Source organism: Acidobacteriota bacterium, assembly GCA_022562055.1.
GTDB lineage: Bacteria > Actinomycetota > Acidimicrobiia > Spongiisociales > UBA5794 > BMS3BBIN02.
The window spans coordinates 22,866-40,481 of the sequence record JADFQA010000030.1 but is presented as its reverse complement, the minus strand read 5'-3'; the positions used below and the strand labels follow the sequence as shown (position 1 = coordinate 40,481).

Sequence of the window (17,616 nt, the reverse complement as noted above, 5' to 3'; positions counted from 1 at the left end):
CGCCGAACCTCAAGCCGTTCCGACCGGGTCAACCTCTGACCCCTCACCCTGTCCACAGACATTTAGCACCTCCAAGATCGCTGCTACAGCACCAACCATGATGCAACGACCACTAGAGACCGAGGGGGCAACTCCAGACCTCCACTGTCACCACCGCTTGCCTCCATGTTGTGCATCATGGTGAGATGGCACGTGTTCCACGAGCAGTGGTTCAGCTGATAGACACTGTCGTATTCCTTGTCGTGGTCTTTCCATTTCTAGCCAGCGACTGTCCCTCGACCGCGTTACCGACAGACGTGACGTAGCGTAGGTTCACCCTGTATCCATAGGAGTTTCCCGACCAGAAGCTAGCGCTCTCGTAGGCAGTGCCGGTGTGCCATTGCACGTCGCCCCAATAGCCGTCATGCTCCCCCTGGAACGTCAACGCCGATCCGCCCATGGATTGAGCGTTGCTGCAGTGCGCTGCTGTCGCGATACCACGTGTCGTACCCGTCGTCACTGTGAAACCCGAGGTACATATCGACATCGCATCGCCACCGTAGATACTCGCTTGTCACCGACTGCGGGGCGTGAATCTTCTAAGAACCATCGATCACGTCGGGACGCAGGCACCTCTATTGTTAGCCAGCTTGGCGAGCTTGGTGTCGTCGTCAGCTAGTTCGATTGCGAAATCTCGGTTGGCGCCGGTGGGTACCTTCCCGAGATTGGACGCTAACTCGGTGAGCGCCCAGGGGTGTACGCAGGCTTTCGGCGCATGTGGGATCATGACGTATGCGGGTTGGGTTGATTTCGGATATTCACGGTAACACGTTGGCTCTTGATGCGGTCCTTGGCGACATGGACCAGCGCGGTGTCGACATGGTCGTGTGTCTGGGCGATGTTGCGGCAAATGGTCCCGACCCGGCGGGTGCGGTAGATCGCATTGCCGACCTTGCTTGCCCCGTGGTTATGGGCAACACGGACGCCGACCTGGTGGCTGCTCCCGACTGGTGGCACGATCCGGCATCGGTCGGGGCACCGGAATCTGCGCAGCGCATCGCTGAGATCAGCCTTTGGTGCGCAGCGCAGCTCGCCAGCAACCACCGGCAGTTTCTCTCCGAACTGCCGGCGACGATCGACGTTGATCTCGGCGATGCCGGCCGCATGCTCGGCTTCCACGGCTCTCCCAAGTCCGCCACCGACATCGTCACCGCCGATACCCCACCAGACGAACTCGATCAGATGCTCGACGGTGCGGGCGAGCGGTTGCTGGCGGGTGGGCACACTCATGTGTCGATGGTTCGCCGTCACCGCACCCAGACGATCATCAACCCGGGCAGTGTCGGGTTGCCGTTTGCAGACTACGGGTATGTGGGTGATGTGGCTGTGCTCGACCATGCCGAGTACGCGCTGATCGACACCGACGGTGCAGCGGTGTGTGTTGATCTTCGTCAGGTCCCCGTCGATCGAGATGTGTTGTCCCGTCAGGTCGGGGCGAGCGGGATGCCCCACGGCGCCTGGTGGGTCGATCTTCGGCGCTGACACGATTCCGCGGTTGTGGTGGGCGTCAAGTAGGGTCGACCACGTGATCGAACATCATGTCGTTGCAGGGCTGCTCCGCGCAGGTGACTGTGTGCTTCTCTGTCATCGTCGGTCTGATCGGCGCTGGTTTCCAGACGTATGGGATCTGCCCGGAGGTCACGTCGACGAAGGTGAGGATCCGCGGGTGGCGCTCGTGCGTGAGTTGGGAGAGGAACTCGGCGTTCGGGCGGCGATGCCCTCCAAAGAGCCGGACACCGTGATCTGGGACGGGGTTGCCGGGTTTGAGCTTTGGATCTGGACCGTCGACTCCTGGCACGGCAAGATTGTGAACGCGGCTCCGGACGAACACGATGAGGTTCGCTGGTTCACCGCCACAGACATTGAAACGCTGGAGCTGGCCCACGCGCGCTATCACGAGCTGCTGAGGCGTGCCCTCGCAAGCGCTTCGTAGTCGTAGGCGCGGTCTCGGAAGTGAGGACCACTCTCGGCAAAGCGGCGTCCGCTTCGAGATGTGGTACCTGGCGCTGTATGTCTCCCCAGGCGAGGCGGTGCTTCCACGATCCGTACTCGACAACCCCGATGTTGCCTGTTGCGCGCTCTGACTCGGAACGCACCGCGGTGATGATGGTCTCGTAGCGTGGGCCTCAGGCGAGAGTATTGCTGCTGCGTGGGTGCGGCTGATCGTGGGAGATGACCGAGGCTACGGGTATGTTGATGTCACGACTCCGGAACTCTCGGTTGCCGTCAAACTCGACGCCCAGAATTGGGGCGGCGGTACCACGCTTTATCGAGAAACTCATTGGCCCGTTGCCTTGCGCGACCCTCAACGTCGATGCTCACAGTTCAGCGCCTCAGCCTATGGGCGACTCGGCATCCGGGTCGTGTCTGAGGAGCAGACGTCTTTCGTTATGATCCGCCAGACCCGACGGACGCTGACACCGTCCTGTGCCGACGGCGACCTGTCGGGACACCCGCCAGCCCTAGCTGCCGGTTATGTACCTAATCTAAAGATTCTGATTAGAATTGGTACATGACTGATACGACATCCCCGACAGGACCCCGCGAGTTGGCTGACTGGTTGCTGGCTCGGGGCCGGCATTGGGTGACTACGACCGAGGCCGCCGAGCTACTGGGAATCCCGGTGCGCCACGTGGCACCGTCGTTAGCTCAGTCGCGGCGGCGCGGGTATCTGTTCAGCCCTACGACGGGACTATACGTTGCTATCCCGCCCGAATTCCGCTCCTGGGGTGCCATCCCTGCATCTCACTTCGTGGATCCAATGATGCGCCATCTTGGCCACGACTACTACGTCTGCCTCCTATCGGCTGCCGAGATCCACGGGTTCTCCCATCAGCGTCCTCAAGTTTTCCAGGTGATGACGCCGGCAAGGCTTCGTGCTCGGACATTCGGGCGGGTCCGAATCGAATTCATCACCTCCGCGTACACGTCGCATCGTCCTACCGACGTTATCAACACCCCAACCGGGACGATGCGTATCGCTACGTCGGAAGCCACCGTGCTCGATCTCGTTTCCTTTCCCAATGCGAGTGGGGCCTTGTTCAACGTGGCGACCATCATCGGCGACATGCTGACTGACGGCGCACTCGATGTCAGTCGTCTCGCCGAGGTCGCCTCCGAGTACCCGGTCTCCGTGGTGCAGCGCACCGGATGGCTCCTCGACTACATGGCCGAGCGAGTCGACGTGGAGGTCGACACCGAACCACTGGTACCCGTTGCGGCCTCACGGACCACGCCGACTCTTCTGGACCCCGGCCACGGACGTTCCGGGGTCCTCGATCTGCGCTGGAACGTCATGGTTGCGGAGGATCCGGACGAGGAGTCGTCGTGATCCCCGAAGCGGCAATCACGGAATGGGGCCGAACCGTGCCGTGGCCGACGGTGGAGCAGATTGAGCAAGACCTGCTGCTGTCTCGGCTCATCATCGAGATCGCCAACGATGACTATCTCGGCGACGAGCTGGTATTCCGTGGCGACACCTGTTTGCACAAACTCCATGCACCTCACCCGCTCCGCTACAGCGAGGACCTCGACTACGTCCGCAGCACCGGCGGTGGTATCCGCGAACTCACCCGAGCGGTTAGCCAGATCGGACACCGGCTCGGCATGGATGTGCGGACGAGGCTCACCGAGCACCCCAAGATGTTTCTGCGAGCCTCCTATGAGGCGGGCGCAGGTCCGATGCGGGTCAAGATCGAGGTCAACACATTCGAGCGCTCACCGGCCAGCCCGCCCATTCGGATTCCGCTCGATGTCACGTCCTCCTGGTTCAGCGGTAGCGCCGAGGTTCTCACGTTCACCCTCGCTGAGGTGGTGGCCACGAAGATCCGAGCCTTGTTCCAGCGATCGAAGGGGCGCGACTTGTTCGATCTCTGGCTAGCAATCACCCAGCTCGGCGTAACACCGTCCTCCATCGTCGACGCCTTCGCTCCGTACCGCCCCGATAGGTATACCAGACGCCGCGCTGAGCTAAACCTGCGAGAGAAACTGACGCGTAAGGCGTTTCGCGAAGACATTCGTCCGCTGGTCGCGGATTGGCCGGAGGAATACGACATCGACGCCGCGGCTCGACTCGTAATCACCGATGTGCTCGCCCTCATCGATTAGGCGGACATCCGATTCTTCTAGCGAGTGCTGCGGAATGATGGGTTGTCCACAGGCGGGATCCGCCAGGCCGATTCCGCAGATTCCCGGGGTAGCGAGCACTGTTACGCAGCGACGAAAACGGGTCGTAAGCCCCTGAAGGCAACTCGCGCCCCGACTGTCGCCAGTTGAACTCCCGCACTTCCACCACACGAAATCCGACCTGCGATGGCGGTCGCGTGCTGGACGAGAACGAGGACGCACGAACCGCCCGTTTCGTCCATACCTTGGTTCCCAAGGGTTCGCGGACTCGGCTGAGGTTGGTGCCGATTGTCGGACTCGGAAGGTTGCTGTGGGTGCTGATCGGGTCGGGGATTCGGTGACTGAGGCCGACCGACCTCTTGTCGTTGGCTTAGATCTGGTGGCCGGTCAGGCGTCGAAGAACGCAAGACGATTCGTAGGTCTGGTGCTCTTGGCGATTGTGCGTGAGTCAGTTGCGGGGTACCAGTAGACAGCCGATCTCGAGGACTTCGGCGATATTCGGATGTGGGCGCCCCTTCGGTCGATCCACCACGACGTCGTGTGTTCGCACCATGTCGTCGAGGACATTGAAGAATCGAGCGCGATTGGAAGTGACTGACATGGCGGCAACTATACGTGGACGGCGACCGCCAGACACTCTGCGCTGGGTGGCGTTCGATCGACAGCCGACTCGGTGAGCTGGCGGGTCTCTCCGAGTGCATAGTACTTGTCCGAAAAGCGTCGCCGGTTGCCGCGGTTGTGTTCGGTGCACAGACTTGAGGCATGCGCGGGTCGCTATGCAACTGTGCTTGCGAGTTGTGCGAGCAGCCCATCGGGGTCGTAGGTCGGTAGCAGTGAACGGTTGGACACGACCTCTGCGGCGCCGGGGTCCACGGGATCGGTTGCTGCCCACGATGGTTCGACGAACCCCATGTCGACCTCGAACCCCGAGGGAAGTCGCAGTCGTCGTTCGGATAGTCGTCCCCACTCGGCGCGGCGAACGGCCGGGGCTTGCTGCCCAAGGGCCTGTTCGACCCAATGATCGGTGGCGGTATATGCCGTCTTGCGAGTAGTCAGAACGACAATATCGACGTCCGAGTGGTCTCGTTGGGTGCCTCTTGCCCTCGAACCGACGACACCGACAGCGACGATGTCGCTCGGGTGCAGGTTGATCTGTGCGAATCGCTTTGGCTGCGCCCTTCAGTGAGTTCAGTACACGATGTGGATCCGTCGTTGTTCGGTGTCTAGCTCGATGAAGCCACCGATGGGAGGATGACCTGTGGGTCGGTATGGCCTGCGTCGAGCCATCGAGGACATGGGCTACCGGATCGTAGACAGGCGACGGCGGCAACTGGGCGGGAGATGAGGGGAATGTTCTTGACCTTCAAGTGGCTTGAAGGTATATGGTCAGCTTGTCGGCGCGAATCCGCCGGCGTTTGATGATGGAGTCGATGATGGCAGAGCGACAGGTATTGATCGTCAGCGGAATGGTTTTTGATGGATGTGAGCGGCGGATTACGTCGGCTCTCAGCACCGCCGCCAGCGTCAACGAAGTATATGCGCCTCACGAGGCCGGTCTGGTGACGTTGCGGATTGACGCGGCGGACTCGGGCACCGATGTGGTCCGAGGCGTGATTGAGAACCTCGGATACGAGGTGGTGTCTTGATGAGGATCGGCGAGCTCGCGACGGAGGTCGATGTCGAGACGTCGACAATCCGCTACTACGAATCGATCGGTGTGCTTCCCGAACCCGAGCGCAACGCGTCTGGGTATCGGATGTACGGGACGGGCGATGTGGAGCGGCTCCGATTCGTGACCCTCGCACGGACCCTCGGCGTCGGACTCGCCGACATAAGTCAGATCCTTGGCCTCCGAGATCAGGGAGAGGCGCCCTGTGAATACGTTCGTAGGGTACTCGACCGCCAGGTCGATGCCGTCGAAGGACGCATCCAGCAGTTGCAGGCTCTTTCGACGGAGCTGCGCAAGCTGCAACGGGCCGCTCGCACGCTTCCCGACACCGGCTCGGATGACCCCTGCGTGTGCCACATCCTCCAACCTGCCGGTGCCAAGCATTGAGTTTCGACACGACCGACAACAGTTACGACAAAAAGAAAGTGATGAAGACATGGCAACCACCACAACCAAGACACTCACCGTACAGGGCTTCCACTGCAGCGGATGTTCAGACAACTTGTCCGCGGCGCTCGGCAACCTGGACGGCGTGATTCGCGCCCGTGCCAGCTTCGACGATGCCAACGTAGAGGTGCGGTTCGACGCCGACCGGGTGTCTGAGCAGGACATCCGGGACCAGATTGCCAAGTCGGGTTTCGAAGCCGTCTGAGCCGACAAGGATCACATTCATGACGACCCAATCCACGGACACCGAAGCAACTGACACGAGCGGTCAAGCCGCGTTCAGGATGAAGATCGGCGGGATGTCCTGCTCGTTCTGCACCTCGACGATCGACAAGGCCTACGCACGGATCGACGGCGTCTACGAGGTGGGCGTGTCCCTCGCTCACGAAGAGGGGCTGGTCAAGTACGACCCCAATAAGGTGACTCCCGACGAGCTACGCCGCACCCTCGAGGACATGGGATACACCTACCGCGACCCCGAGAAGGTACGCAGCTTCGACGATGACGCGGTGGAGGTCCGTCGTGAACGGACTCGCCTGACGGTCGCCGGAGCCTTCACAGTGGTGAGCCTGCTGATCATGCTGTTCGGGACGTGGCTCGACGTTGTCGACATCCCCCTGATGCCGTGGCTGCTGCTCGCCTTGGCACTTAACACGATGTTTGTCACGGGCTGGTTCATCATGAAGATGGCGTGGGCGTCGTTGCGCCGCGGCATCCTCAACCAGCACGTGCTGCTGGAGTTCGCCGCGTTCGCCGGGATCGCAGGAGGGTTCCTCGGGCTGTTCGTCCTGGACGATTTCCCCGTCGGGGATTTCTTCGCCGCCGCCACCTTGGTGACGACCTATCACATCCTGTCGCACTACGCGTCGTTGGTCGTGCGCACCCGTTCATCGCAGGCGGTTCGCAGGTTGATGGATTTGCGTCCCGACACGGCGCGGGTTATCCGCGACGGTCAGGAGGTCGAGATCCCAATCGATGACGTTGTCTCGGGCGACCGGGTTCGCATCCGTCCCGGCGAGTCGATCCCTGTGGACGGTGTCGTTGTCGACGGTGTCTCGGCGGTGGATGAAGCGCTCGTGACCGGCGAGTCGATCCCCGCAGAGAAGGTGAGTGGCGACGAGGTGATCGGTGGATCGATCAACCAGACCGGCACCCTCGTAGTCGAGGTAACCCGAGTTGGGGACGACGCGTTCTTGTCCCAGATTGCGCGTTCGATCGACGAGGCTCGCAGCCTGCGACCCGGTGTCCTCCAGGTCGTCGATGTCGTACTGCGCTACTTCGCACCCACCGTCCTCACGCTCGCCGCGGCTGGATTCTTGATCTGGACCATCGGCCCGGCGCTATCAGGTGCCGGTCCAGATTGGAACCGTGCGCTCCTCGCCGGACTCGCCGGCTTGGTGATGGGATATCCCTGTGCGTTAGGGATGGCGACGCCGCTGGCCACTATCCGCGGCGGGGGAGAAGCTGCCCTACGCGGGATCCTGATGCGGTCCGGTGAGGCGTTTCAAGTAATGGGTGACGTTGCGGTGATCGTCCTCGACAAGACAGGCACGATCACGAGGGGTGAACCTACTGTCCAAAGCATCACGCCGACCGAGGACATCGCCGAATACGAGCTGCTTGCAGTTGCGGCCGCAGTTGAGATGAACAGCGAACACCCCCTGGCCCGAGCCATTGAAGACGCGGCCGAATCACGTAACCTCGTCCTCGTTGACACCGAAATGTTTGAGTCTCACACGGGGCGCGGTGTCGAAGCCACCCTCGGAGGTGTCTCCGTTCTTGTCGGAAAGCACGCATGGCTTGCCGACCAGGGCGTCGATGTTGAACCGCTCGACACCGTCCGGCGGCACCTCGAAGAAGAGGGCCAGACGGTAATCGCAGTCGCGCGCAACAACGTGTTCCTCGGCCTGATCGCGATCGCCGATACCATCAAAGAAGACGCCGCCCGAACCATCCAGCGCATCAAGGACGCCGGCATCACGCCCGTGATGCTCTCGGGCGACAATCAACGCACCGCACACAGCGTCGCGTCGCGGGTTGGTATCGACGAGGTCCTTGCTGAGGTGCTCCCAGATGAAAAGGCTGCCGAAATTCGTCGGCTCCAGCAGGACGAGACACGCGTGATGATGGTCGGTGACGGCATCAACGACGCCCCCGCGCTTACCCAGGCCGACATCGGCATCGCCATCGGTGCCGGAACCGACATCGCAATCGACTCGGCGGACATCGTCATCATGAGCGACCGCCTCGGCGCAGTCATGGACGCCCACGAGATCGGTGTGTCCTCCTACCGCAAGACCAAACAGAACCTGGCGCTTGCGTTCGCCTTCAACGGCGTCGGTGTCGTCGCCGCAATCACCGGACTTGTCAGTCCGGTGTGGGCAATGATCGCCATGATCTCATCGGTCACCGCGGTGCTCGCCAACTCCTTCGGCGGCCGACTCCTACGAGGCGAGACCCTCAACACCCGATACACATCGGTCACCCAAGACGCCCATCACCAGAATGCTGACGAGGCGGACGCAGTCGAAGACGGCCGAACCGTCACCACGAACCCACGCGGCTATTTCGTCGAACGCATCGACGGACGTACGGTCGCGTCCTGGGCAAAACTCTCGATCGCTATCACGACCGCCACGCTTCTCGCCGGCATCTGGTGGACTTGACGCTCTACGTTGGCTGATCAGATCTGTTGCGAGTGGTGTCCTGTCGAGGATCAGAGCACCGAAAGTCTCCAGACCGAATCGAGTCTGTGTCGTGATGCACAGCAACGGCCTACCAATCCGCTCGGGGGCCAGTTGGATTGTCCAGCTGGCCCCCGAGCGAGGGTGTGAGCAGTTTGAAGTCGTGCTCAGGACGTCGGCTTGCACCCATCGCTGCAGTGAGCGACGCGGGGGACCATGAATCTGCACATATTCTCTCCTTCCTTTGTCATTGCGACTCGAGCGGTCGGGCCTCGTGCTATCTCGGGCTCATGCGGCACAGCACGAGAGGGTCTTGACGTCCTTGTCGAAAGTTTGTGCGGCGAGCTTGAGCGCTTCCGCCATGGTGAGATATGGGTGGAACATAGCAGCGATCTCATCGACCGTTGCATGGTAGTTCATCGCCACGACTGCGGCCTGGATGACGTCACCTGCTCCTTCGGCGAGGACATGGGCGCCTAAGAGCTCTCCTGTGGATTCGTCGGCGATGAGCTTCACGACTCCTGTTGTGTCGTGGTTTACGAGTGCCCGTGGTACGGTGTCGAGGGGCAGGATGGATGTCACGACCGGGTGTCCTGCGTTGCGTGCGGCGTCTTCGGTGAGGCCGACTGAGGCGATTGTCGGTGTGGTGAAGGTGACCCGCGGCATCGTACGAAGATCGATCGTGCGTCCAGCGCCACGTAGCGCGTTTTCGGCTGCGATGTTGCCTGATGCTGCTGCCACGTAGACGAACTGTGGCATCGTGGTGACATCACCGGATGCCCACACGGCCGGGTTCGACGTCGCAAGGCTGGCATCGACGATGACTGCACCACGGGGATCGGTCTCGACGTTTGCGACGTCGAGACCGAGACTGGCCGTGTTAGCTCGGCGGCCAGTGGCCATTAGGAGCTGGTCCGCTTCGAGGCGGATCGGCGAGTCTCCGAGTACAATCTCGAGCCACACACGTTTGCCATCCTTACCCGCGCGCTTGACTGTGGCGCCTTCATAGATTTTTGCACCCTCTTGTGTCAGGTGGTTGCGCATGATTTCAGAGATCTCGGGTTCCTCAAATGGTGCAATCCGGTCAAGTGCCTCGATCCAAGTGACTCGTGATCCGAGGTGGGCGAACAGCTGACCGATTTCGAGACCAATCGCATTGGCACCCACGACGATCAGTTCCTCAGGGAGTTCCGTCAGCTCAAGAGCCGTTGTGGAGGTGAGGTACCCGGTGTCGTCGAGACCGTCGATGGGTGGCACCCACGATGAGGCTCCCGTCGAGATGAGGTAGCGGCCAGCTGTGACTGGTTGTCCGTCGACCTCGACACTGCTCGGGCCCGTGAACCTCGCGGTGCCCTGGATGAGGTCGATGCCGTAGACGTCCAGCAGATTGGCGTACTTCTCCTGGCGGAGGACACCCACGAGTTCGTCCTTAGAAGCAATAAGGGCACTCATGTCAATATCTCCCGAGGAGGTCTCGACTCCAGCAAAGGGGGAGTGGCCGGCTTGGTGATACAACTCTGCGGGACGCAACAACGCCTTTGACGGCACACAGCCGATGTTCACACAGGTGCCGCCGATGGTTCCTTTCTCGACGATCGCGACAGTCGCACCGAGATCCTTCGCCTTGATCGCAGCCGCGAAAGCGGCGGAACCTGACCCGAGAATCAATAGGTCGTAGTCGTGACCGTCAGTAGCGTCTGAGGTTGCAGGTTCATCGTCCGGTATTGCTACCGAGACGATCGCGTAGTTGGATCCCTCCAACGCTTCAGTTGCTTTCGCGACATCGAACGACCCTGTGTCGGTGCCAGCAGCGACCCCGCGACGCCAATCAACCGTAAGGTCGGTCAATCCGGCGCTCGTCAGTGCGTCGCCAACGTGGCGTTCGCAGCTGTCACATGTCATTCCTTTGACATCGAGGGTGATTTTCGTGCTCATTGGCTACTCCGCTTCTGTTGATCTTCAACGTCGGGTACATATTTGGAAAGGGGAATCATTCGCTGTGTAGGGGATTGTCGGTGTCGATAATTCGGCAGGAACTAATGTCGCCGGCGGTGGAGTCGAGAAACCCGTTGCCGAGATCCAGCAGGGCGGCAACGCGAACGTTGGTGATCTGATACTCGACGAAGCGGCCTTGTTTGGTGCTCTCGACATATCCGCACCACACCAAGCAGGAGAGATGTTGCGAGACCCTCCCTTGTGATAGTCCCACAGCTTCGACGATGTCCTTCTGGGACCTCGGCCCGTCGAGCAGAAGTCGAAGGATGCGGACGCGTGTCGCATCACCGAGTCCACGAAAGATGCGGGCAACGAGCTCATCGTTTTCGAGTGGGATCGGTATCGGTTCGACTATCGCTGGGCGCCCCATGGTGTCTCCGTCCTTCTGGATGGCTGAGTACAACTATAAGCGACATATTGTGTTAAGCAAATGCTATAGTGATACAACCCATCACCGACGGAGCGCATTCCGATGTTGGACGAGACCTCAAAGAGAACCGAGCAGCGGACTGGTGCCGGCACGGCTGCTGCTGGCGCGACGGGTGCGCTCGCCCTGGCATTCTGCTGCGGCGGAGGGTTCATCGCGGCCGGTCTCGGCCTTGGCGCTCTTGCGGCGTTCCTCGTCAACCCGTGGTTCCTCTTCCCCTTCGTGTTGCTCACTGCCAGAGTCGTGTATTGGCGTGCCAATCGCGTCGTAGCAACTTGCGATATCCAGCCGCCCCAGACGAGACACGGGGCGTGAGCGGCGCGAGTAATCGTGCCGACAACGATCCGGCCCCGACATTGGCGTCGCTTCGAGTCGTTGCATAGCAAGACGAACAGCGACTTCTTGCCGGCGGACACCCAGGGCAGGTCTGGCTCGACCGCTTGGGCGCTCAGAAAACGGAACCCAACATCGATCAGTTCTGCCACCCGAGCCTGCGGTGACGCAGTGGTAGGTTCTACTTGATGTTCCGCAGAGTTCGCCAAGGGACGCCAGATGATCTGCTCCAGGCTCTCGTTGACGAGGGTCTGATGGACACGTATGAGCGGCGACCTGATTATCAAGAGAATGACTATCTCGACTGGATCGAAAGAAAGAAGAAGGCCGAGGCCCGTCAAAAGCGATTGGACCAGATGCTTGACGAGCTCAGGAAAGGCGGCATCTACATGAAGATGGACCACCCATCGTCGGCGCACAGCCGACCCTTCATATCGCGTCCACACCACCAAAGGTGCGATGGAAGGGGAACAACACAAAACGTTGAGCCCGGACAGAGTGTTTGCGTACCCCGCCCAGGGCGATCCGACCCGTGGGAGCACCAATGGTTGGTGAGTGAGGAGCTCCCATCGGAACGGATTGCGGCGATAAGACGCGTGGTGAGTGATCTCCCAGACCAGCCAGACGCTTACGCGTCGGTGGAAGCCTTAGCGGCGCGTCCATGGCTCCTTTCAGGTCAGTAGTAAGTCTCGATACCGAACCCGAATTGGGTGTCTGCAGCGGTCTTGCGGAGCAGGTTTGCCAGCCGTTTTTCGAACTCGTCAGGTCGGCGCCGGCCGGTCTCTACATACGCAATCCCGATTCGTTGATATGCATCGGAGTACCGGGTGAGGTTCTTCCACATGCTGGCGTCCGCTCGAAGCGCGGCTTCGATGTCTGGTGGCGTCACGAAGGGCTCAGCTAGCACATCGGCAACCGCTGCTTCGACTTCCGGCATCAATGTGCCCTGTTCGAGCAGGCGCCTCAAACGCTCCCTGTTTGTTTGTGAAAAGGAGCTCGTTGCGGAGCGGGGAGTGAATCGTTGCGCATAGGCGTCGTCGTCGATCGTTCGCACGATGCTGTCGATCCAGCCGAAGCAGAGTGCTTCTTCGACAGCATCGTTGTACGCGATTCTGGGTACCCCGGTGTGGGCGCGGTGGTACACGATCCAAATCTCGTCCTCGGATCGCCAATGCGCATTTAGCCATCGTCGCCACGCCGTTCGATTGTCGATGTCGAGAGTCTCCCCGATCTTCACAACATTTCTCCGTCGGTCAGCGCGAGAACCCAAAGATAGCGGAACTTGCATCACACCTATCTAGGTGTGACAACCGGAGACGTTGTCCTTGGACGGGTTGTGCGACGAGGTCAACTCGTGCGTTTCCAGTAGCCGCGTACGGTTGCTTGAGAACGGGGGATTCCCCGCTCGTCGAACAGGTGTTTCCGGATCCGATGCATTGCAGCGGCTTCACCGGCCGCCCAGATGCGCGTGCCGGGGACGATGTCGGTGGTGCGGATGGCATCCACCAGGGTGGTGTCCGGCGTCGAGTGTTGGGGCGTGAGATGCCAGGTAACGTCTACTTCTCGGTGCAGATCGACTGATGCGTCACGATGTGTGATGGCGAGGTGTACAACGATCGGGACGTGCGGCAGGTGTTCGAGGAGTTGGCAGATGGCAGGGATTGCGGTCTCGTCGCCGGCGAGGAGGAATGCGGGGGCATCTGTGTCGATCTTGTAGCCCCGCCCCGGTCCCGAGATGGCGGCCTCGTCACCGATGCCTGACGTTTTTGCCCATGCCGACGCTGCTCCCGTGGCGTGGAGCACCACGTCGAGGTGAAGTTCGAGCGACTGTGGATCGAACCGACGGGGCGTGAACGTACGAATGATGGGCCGGCTGCCATCCTTGAGTAGGAACTCGTTGCCGTTCCAATCCGGTATGACCAGGCTCCCGTCAGTGGGAAGGAGAAGGCGGACACTCGCTGCGGGCTCGTCGAGGCGGAAACCTACAAGCCCGGGTCCACCGAAGATCATCCGCCGCATGTGTGGGGAAACGTCCTCAGTTGCACGCAGTTGAACGACTCGAAACGGCGGTGGCTCGCGTCGGATGCGTGATTGATTCATGTGCCGACCCTAACGGGCCTGCAGCCGAGCAGTCGTCCTTGCAGCCGGACCCACTTCCCAACACAACGTTGCACGGCTGGTCACAAACGCAGCGTCCTCGTCGAGGTCCTTGTCCAGTGGTGGATCGAAGGTGGTTTAGCGCATCTCGGGTGGGAGTTCGCCGATGTAGGGGAGCGTCCGGTATCGCTCCGCGAAATCGAGGCCGTACCCGACAACCCACACATCCGGGATTGTGAATCCCAGGAAGTCGAGCTCCACTTCTTCCTCGGTTCGGTCGGGTTTGTGGAGCAGTGTGCAGGTCTTGAGCGAAGCTGGGTCGCGTGCTCCGAGGAGGCGTTTCAGGTAGGCAATAGTGTGGCCGGTGTCGACGATGTCCTCCACCAGCAGAACATGTTCCCCGACGATGGGGTGGCGGACGTCCATCAGCAAACGGACGGAGTCGGCCGTTTCGCTTGCGCGGGTCCCGTAGCTCGACACTGCAATGAACTCGATCCGGTGCGGGATGGTGAGCTTCCTCGCCAGGTCGGCGAGGAAGATGAAGGAACCCTTGAGGACGCCGATCAGTACGAGCAGGCCAGCGTCGGCGTACGCGTCGTCGATCTCGGTGGCGATTGCAGCGACCCGGCTTGCAATCTCTTCTTCGGAGAACAGCGTCGGAGGTATGCTCACGGGTCTGACGGTAGCGGAGTGGGGCGCTGTAGTCGCATTGCGTGCCTCTGCTGCCGTCCACGGTGTTGTGTCCCCCCGGTACACGCACACGACATGCCGCGTGACGAGGTCGATGCGGTTCTCCAATTTGACGACCCCGAGCTGGTCTCCGATCAACTCGTGGTCCACCGCGAGCGGTCGGTGGAGCGGCTCGCAACCCCCGAGCGCATCCCTGCGTAGTTCGAGTCGCTGATCGAACGCAAGGAAGGAATCATCCCCTCCGACGGTTAGATCATTGAAGAAACACCACAACGCTTCGTCGCTACCAGGTTGCGTATCGACCGTCCTGTGGTGGATCGAAGGCGGTTTAGCGCATCTCGGTTGGGGGTGCGGTTCCGGGGATGAGGTCTCCGATCCGGGTGCCCCACAGCTCGTCCGACACTGCGAATGAGGCAGCTGCGATCTTGGCAATGGAGTCCGCAGACGCCAGCCCGTGGTTCTCCGTCAGCTTTACGAACACCAACGCGCCCTGCGGCGACGGTCCGAAGGACATGATGGCAGTCGCATCGTCTTCGTCTACCGGTTGCCAAGACGAGCCGTCGTAGGCAATCGGCTGTTCGGTTGTTTCGGTGGCCGAGAGATGGGTGATGGGTCGTAGCCAACGGCCGGAACGGCTTGCGTCAGCCCCCGCGACGATTTCGCGCTCGAGGTCGGCGAGCCGGAGATCAACGTCGAGACCCGCAACCACGGCGCGATCGATATCTCCCATTGGGTACTGCCCCGCTGCTTCTGCCTGCATTCCGAGACCACCCGTCAGGCGCGGGTTGAGTTCGGTGGGGAAGAAGCCCTCGGCGGTAAACACGCCGTCGATGCCAAACGCACCCAGATAGCCCACCTCACTACGAATCAAAGCCCCCACCGATCGCGCCACGTCGCGCATCTGGTCCCGCACCGCTGGGGGCGGATCCCACACCGTGTTCATCCCCGTGTAGACGAACTCGTCAGAGCCGGCTCGGCGGTATACGAGCATTTCGGCAGGACGGAAGACGAGCACCACGTCGGTGGTCACGAGGCCGTGGATCGAACAGGGGACACCCCTCAAGAACGGCATGATCCTGACGCGGCGTGAGTGTTCGGCGAAGAAACTCAATGTGGGGGACAGATCGGCACCCGGTGCGAGGTAGCGGGTGTACTCGCCACCTCCGTGCCAACCCTCGGTGTTGTCAGCCACGAGCACCGCGCCATCGGCGCTCGCCACGTCTCGCAGAGCTGTGCGCACCTCGGCCTCCCGCTCAACCTTGAGGATGACCGAGGGGGACCGCACCACTCCGGCGCGGTCCCACAGGTCGTCGATGATCAGTTTGTCTTCGAGAGATTTCCACTCTGGTCGGCTCGCACCGTACGCGTTTCGCCCACACACCTCGCCTGTCGGGACGAGGTAGTTGGAAAGGACCATCGCTTCGCCCGTCGGGTCGAACACGTCGACGGCTGCCCGCAGTTCCCGAGATGGTGTTGTGATCGCGGCAGCGACTGCCCTGACTACGTCCATCATGGTTTTCCCGGTCGCGCCCGTTAGGAAGACTTCGACGTCGTCCAAAGGATGGGATCCCGTTCCCTCGCTGCCAGCGATCACCATCACGGCCTTTGCACCTGCGTCGACGAGGCGTTGCGCTAGAGCAATGGCACCGGCGACGACGTCGTCGCAGATGATCCACCTGCGACCTGCGTACAAAGGTTTCAGTACCTCGGGGTAGTAATCGGTTCCCATCATGGGAGATTACTAACTCAGGTCCCGCATCGCCTCTGTCGTCTGCGTAGACGCAGACGCTCCGCTAAACCCGACGGAGTGCGGGGCGAGTTCGCGAGTTACTCGGCGGTCCGATCCACGCCGGGTGTTGTCCGACGTCGTGCCGAGCTAACCCGTGACGATTTCGTTCAGCAGGTTGACCAGCTCGAGGCTTGAGAACATCCGTCGCGGGCGGCCTGCTTTTGTGCGGCGCGAGAACGACCGTGCCCCGAGCACACCGTCCTCGCTCAACCGCGTGAGAGCTTCGTGGGCTGCTTGGCGGGTGACTCCGTACCGGACTGCGACAGTGTCGGCGTCGACGAGCGGGTGGTCGGGTAGATCTTGGATTACTCGCGACGCAACCGAATCGCCGCGTGCTCTCGACCTGTCTTTCAAGGAAGCCATCAACGATGCCAAGCGTTGATCGACGGTGTGCATCCACTCAACTGCTTCGACGATCGATGTTGCAGCGAACTCGATCCACCGATCAATGTCGCCTTGTTGGAAGGACCGCAGTCCGTCGATGTAGCGATCGGTGTTTCGACTCCATGGGATTGATACCGGCACAGGTGCCGGAATGTGTATCCGGCCGGCCAGGACGTGCTGCAAGAGCATCCTGCCGACTCGTCCGTTTCCGTCAACGAAGGGGTGGATCACTTCGAACCGGGCATGTGCAACCACGGCCTGGACGACCGGGGCCACGTCAGTGCGGGCCATGTACATCGAGAGATCCTCGATTAGTGGAACGACGTGTTCTGGCGGTGGGGGAATGAATGCGGCGCGCCGCGGTCCTGAGGCGCTTCCACCTATCCAATTCTGCTCGTCTCGGAACACGCCGATGTCTTTTGCCTTTAGTCGCGGGTGGTTTTCCATAAGGAGTCGGTGCCACCGCAGATAGTCGGCGGCCCCGCCGGGGAGTGGCGTTGCGAATGCGTCGCGTAGTCCCTCGAGATTCCCGACGATGCGCTCTGCAATGGGGTCTCGGATCTCGTCGGCACGTGCCGCTTCTGCCTCGAGAATTCGCCGGGGACCGACTCGAATGTCTTCAATGATCGACGATGCGCTCGACTCTGAGCGGTACAGCACTGAGGCGATGCCAGCTCCGGGTAGGAACGGTACTGTGCCCAAAGCTCTGGAAGCCTCTGCAATCGCAAGCGTGGCTCGCTCAGACGGGGCGATGTCGAGTTCGGCGATCAGCTCCGCTGCATACGGCTCGTATTCGTAGGTGTAACCGAGCGGGTCCGTCCACGTTCGTCTTGACACAGTCCATCCTTTTAACAAGATAATATATGAATATCTTGCTAAATCAAGGGTATTTGCCAAGACAAAGGCCCGTGTACCGCAAGCCGCGCCAACCTCCGCG

Annotated in this window: 19 protein-coding genes and 1 pseudogene; 11 read left to right on the top strand and 9 right to left on the bottom strand. The window is 61.1% G+C overall.

Annotation, left to right across the window (positions count from 1 at the left end; translation table 11 throughout):
* The first annotated feature begins 771 nt into the window (after nt 1-771).
* The 5 genes and pseudogenes from IIC71_11175 to IIC71_11155 all read left to right on the top strand — a co-directional run bounded on the left by IIC71_11175 (nt 772) and on the right by IIC71_11155 (nt 4,146).
* A pseudogene (locus IIC71_11175) lies at nt 772-1,521 on the top strand (metallophosphoesterase family protein).
* Complete coding sequence (locus IIC71_11170) at nt 1,451-1,972, top strand: NUDIX hydrolase (protein ID MCH7669740.1); 522 nt, start codon at nt 1,451-1,453, stop codon at nt 1,970-1,972. Before IIC71_11175 ends, IIC71_11170 begins: the two are co-directional and overlap by 71 nt.
* Nucleotides 1,973-2,204: 232 nt before the next feature.
* Nucleotides 2,205-2,555 (top strand): hypothetical protein, encoded by a 351-nt coding sequence (locus IIC71_11165; GenBank protein ID MCH7669739.1) that lies wholly within the window; start codon nt 2,205-2,207, stop codon nt 2,553-2,555.
* Nucleotides 2,552-3,370 (top strand): type IV toxin-antitoxin system AbiEi family antitoxin, encoded by an 819-nt coding sequence (locus tag IIC71_11160; protein ID MCH7669738.1) that lies wholly within the window; start codon nt 2,552-2,554, stop codon nt 3,368-3,370. Before IIC71_11165 ends, IIC71_11160 begins: the two co-directional genes overlap by 4 nt.
* Nucleotides 3,367-4,146: a nucleotidyl transferase AbiEii/AbiGii toxin family protein gene (locus IIC71_11155; GenBank protein MCH7669737.1), complete on the top strand. Its 780-nt coding sequence runs from the start codon at nt 3,367-3,369 to the stop codon at nt 4,144-4,146. Before IIC71_11160 ends, IIC71_11155 begins: the two co-directional genes overlap by 4 nt.
* 466 nt (nt 4,147-4,612) lie before the next feature.
* On the opposite strand, the gene IIC71_11150 is transcribed toward IIC71_11155, so the two are convergent.
* Entirely contained in the window at nt 4,613-4,765 is a 153-nt protein-coding gene (locus IIC71_11150; protein ID MCH7669736.1) for a hypothetical protein, read from the bottom strand.
* Nucleotides 4,766-4,938: 173 nt separating this feature from the next.
* Nucleotides 4,939-5,316, bottom strand: coding sequence for a nucleotidyltransferase domain-containing protein (locus IIC71_11145; GenBank protein ID MCH7669735.1), 378 nt, complete (start codon nt 5,314-5,316; stop codon nt 4,939-4,941).
* A 281-nt stretch (nt 5,317-5,597) separates the two neighbouring features.
* On the opposite strand from IIC71_11145, the gene IIC71_11140 reads away from it, so the two are divergent.
* The 4 genes from IIC71_11140 to IIC71_11125 all read left to right on the top strand — a co-directional run bounded on the left by IIC71_11140 (nt 5,598) and on the right by IIC71_11125 (nt 8,946).
* The gene (locus tag IIC71_11140; GenBank protein ID MCH7669734.1) at nt 5,598-5,810 is read left to right on the top strand and encodes a heavy-metal-associated domain-containing protein; all 213 of its coding nucleotides are present in this window, start codon (nt 5,598-5,600) and stop codon (nt 5,808-5,810) included.
* Complete coding sequence (locus tag IIC71_11135) at nt 5,810-6,220, top strand: heavy metal-responsive transcriptional regulator (GenBank protein MCH7669733.1); 411 nt, start codon at nt 5,810-5,812, stop codon at nt 6,218-6,220. Before IIC71_11140 ends, IIC71_11135 begins: the two co-directional genes overlap by 1 nt.
* A 49-nt stretch (nt 6,221-6,269) precedes the next feature.
* Complete coding sequence (locus tag IIC71_11130; protein ID MCH7669732.1) at nt 6,270-6,485, top strand: heavy-metal-associated domain-containing protein; 216 nt, start codon at nt 6,270-6,272, stop codon at nt 6,483-6,485.
* Nucleotides 6,486-6,564: 79 nt separating this feature from the next.
* Nucleotides 6,565-8,946, top strand: a complete 2,382-nt coding sequence (locus IIC71_11125) for a cation-translocating P-type ATPase (GenBank protein ID MCH7669731.1) — start codon at nt 6,565-6,567, stop codon at nt 8,944-8,946.
* 306 nt (nt 8,947-9,252) lie between these two features.
* Here the strand turns inward: IIC71_11125 and merA are convergent, their stop codons facing one another.
* A complete protein-coding gene (merA, locus tag IIC71_11120; protein MCH7669730.1) occupies nt 9,253-10,899 on the bottom strand; it encodes a mercury(II) reductase in 1,647 nt (548 codons plus the stop codon).
* Between the two features lie 55 nt (nt 10,900-10,954).
* The gene (locus IIC71_11115; protein MCH7669729.1) at nt 10,955-11,329 is read right to left on the bottom strand and encodes a winged helix-turn-helix transcriptional regulator; all 375 of its coding nucleotides are present in this window, start codon (nt 11,327-11,329) and stop codon (nt 10,955-10,957) included.
* A 102-nt stretch (nt 11,330-11,431) separates the two neighbouring features.
* Here IIC71_11115 and IIC71_11110 point away from each other — a divergent pair, with 102 nt between their 5' ends.
* Nucleotides 11,432-11,701, top strand: a complete 270-nt coding sequence (locus IIC71_11110) for a hypothetical protein (protein MCH7669728.1) — start codon at nt 11,432-11,434, stop codon at nt 11,699-11,701.
* A 206-nt stretch (nt 11,702-11,907) separates the two neighbouring features.
* On the top strand, nt 11,908-12,402 hold the full coding sequence (locus IIC71_11105) for a YdeI/OmpD-associated family protein (GenBank protein ID MCH7669727.1): 495 nt from the start codon (nt 11,908-11,910) through the stop codon (nt 12,400-12,402).
* Here the strand turns inward: IIC71_11105 and IIC71_11100 are convergent.
* The 5 genes from IIC71_11100 to IIC71_11080 all read right to left on the bottom strand — a co-directional run bounded on the left by IIC71_11100 (nt 12,396) and on the right by IIC71_11080 (nt 17,516).
* Nucleotides 12,396-13,007, bottom strand: coding sequence for a YdeI/OmpD-associated family protein (locus IIC71_11100; protein MCH7669726.1), 612 nt, complete (start codon nt 13,005-13,007; stop codon nt 12,396-12,398). The two genes, IIC71_11105 and IIC71_11100, sit on opposite strands and share 7 nt — an antisense overlap.
* 59 nt (nt 13,008-13,066) lie before the next feature.
* The gene (locus IIC71_11095) at nt 13,067-13,819 is read right to left on the bottom strand and encodes a siderophore-interacting protein (GenBank protein ID MCH7669725.1); all 753 of its coding nucleotides are present in this window, start codon (nt 13,817-13,819) and stop codon (nt 13,067-13,069) included.
* Nucleotides 13,820-13,954: 135 nt separating this feature from the next.
* Nucleotides 13,955-14,488: a hypoxanthine phosphoribosyltransferase gene (hpt, locus tag IIC71_11090; protein ID MCH7669724.1), complete on the bottom strand. Its 534-nt coding sequence runs from the start codon at nt 14,486-14,488 to the stop codon at nt 13,955-13,957.
* Nucleotides 14,489-14,834: 346 nt separating this feature from the next.
* Entirely contained in the window at nt 14,835-16,238 is a 1,404-nt protein-coding gene (locus IIC71_11085) for an ATP-grasp domain-containing protein (GenBank protein ID MCH7669723.1), read from the bottom strand.
* Between the two features lie 144 nt (nt 16,239-16,382).
* Nucleotides 16,383-17,516: a Fic family protein gene (locus tag IIC71_11080; protein MCH7669722.1), complete on the bottom strand. Its 1,134-nt coding sequence runs from the start codon at nt 17,514-17,516 to the stop codon at nt 16,383-16,385.
* Between the last annotated feature and the right edge of the window lie 100 nt (nt 17,517-17,616).

Excerpts from the sequence above, each read along its gene's own strand:
- IIC71_11085 (MCH7669723.1), bottom strand. The coding sequence starts at position 16,238 with ATGATGGGAACCGATTACTACCCCGAGGTACTGAAACCTTTGTACGCA.
- IIC71_11095 (MCH7669725.1), bottom strand. The coding sequence starts at position 13,819 with ATGAATCAATCACGCATCCGACGCGAGCCACCGCCGTTTCGAGTCGTT.
- IIC71_11105 (MCH7669727.1), top strand. The coding sequence starts at position 11,908 with ATGTTCCGCAGAGTTCGCCAAGGGACGCCAGATGATCTGCTCCAGGCT.
- IIC71_11135 (MCH7669733.1), top strand. The coding sequence starts at position 5,810 with ATGAGGATCGGCGAGCTCGCGACGGAGGTCGATGTCGAGACGTCGACA.
- IIC71_11110 (MCH7669728.1), top strand. The coding sequence starts at position 11,432 with ATGTTGGACGAGACCTCAAAGAGAACCGAGCAGCGGACTGGTGCCGGC.
- IIC71_11160 (MCH7669738.1), top strand. The coding sequence starts at position 2,552 with ATGACTGATACGACATCCCCGACAGGACCCCGCGAGTTGGCTGACTGG.
- IIC71_11125 (MCH7669731.1), top strand. The coding sequence starts at position 6,565 with ATGAAGATCGGCGGGATGTCCTGCTCGTTCTGCACCTCGACGATCGAC.
- IIC71_11130 (MCH7669732.1), top strand. The coding sequence starts at position 6,270 with ATGGCAACCACCACAACCAAGACACTCACCGTACAGGGCTTCCACTGC.
- merA (MCH7669730.1), bottom strand. The coding sequence starts at position 10,899 with ATGAGCACGAAAATCACCCTCGATGTCAAAGGAATGACATGTGACAGC.
- IIC71_11170 (MCH7669740.1), top strand. The coding sequence starts at position 1,451 with ATGTGTTGTCCCGTCAGGTCGGGGCGAGCGGGATGCCCCACGGCGCCT.
- IIC71_11150 (MCH7669736.1), bottom strand. The coding sequence starts at position 4,765 with ATGTCAGTCACTTCCAATCGCGCTCGATTCTTCAATGTCCTCGACGAC.
- IIC71_11140 (MCH7669734.1), top strand. The coding sequence starts at position 5,598 with ATGGCAGAGCGACAGGTATTGATCGTCAGCGGAATGGTTTTTGATGGA.
- IIC71_11100 (MCH7669726.1), bottom strand. The coding sequence starts at position 13,007 with ATGCAAGTTCCGCTATCTTTGGGTTCTCGCGCTGACCGACGGAGAAAT.
- IIC71_11115 (MCH7669729.1), bottom strand. The coding sequence starts at position 11,329 with ATGGGGCGCCCAGCGATAGTCGAACCGATACCGATCCCACTCGAAAAC.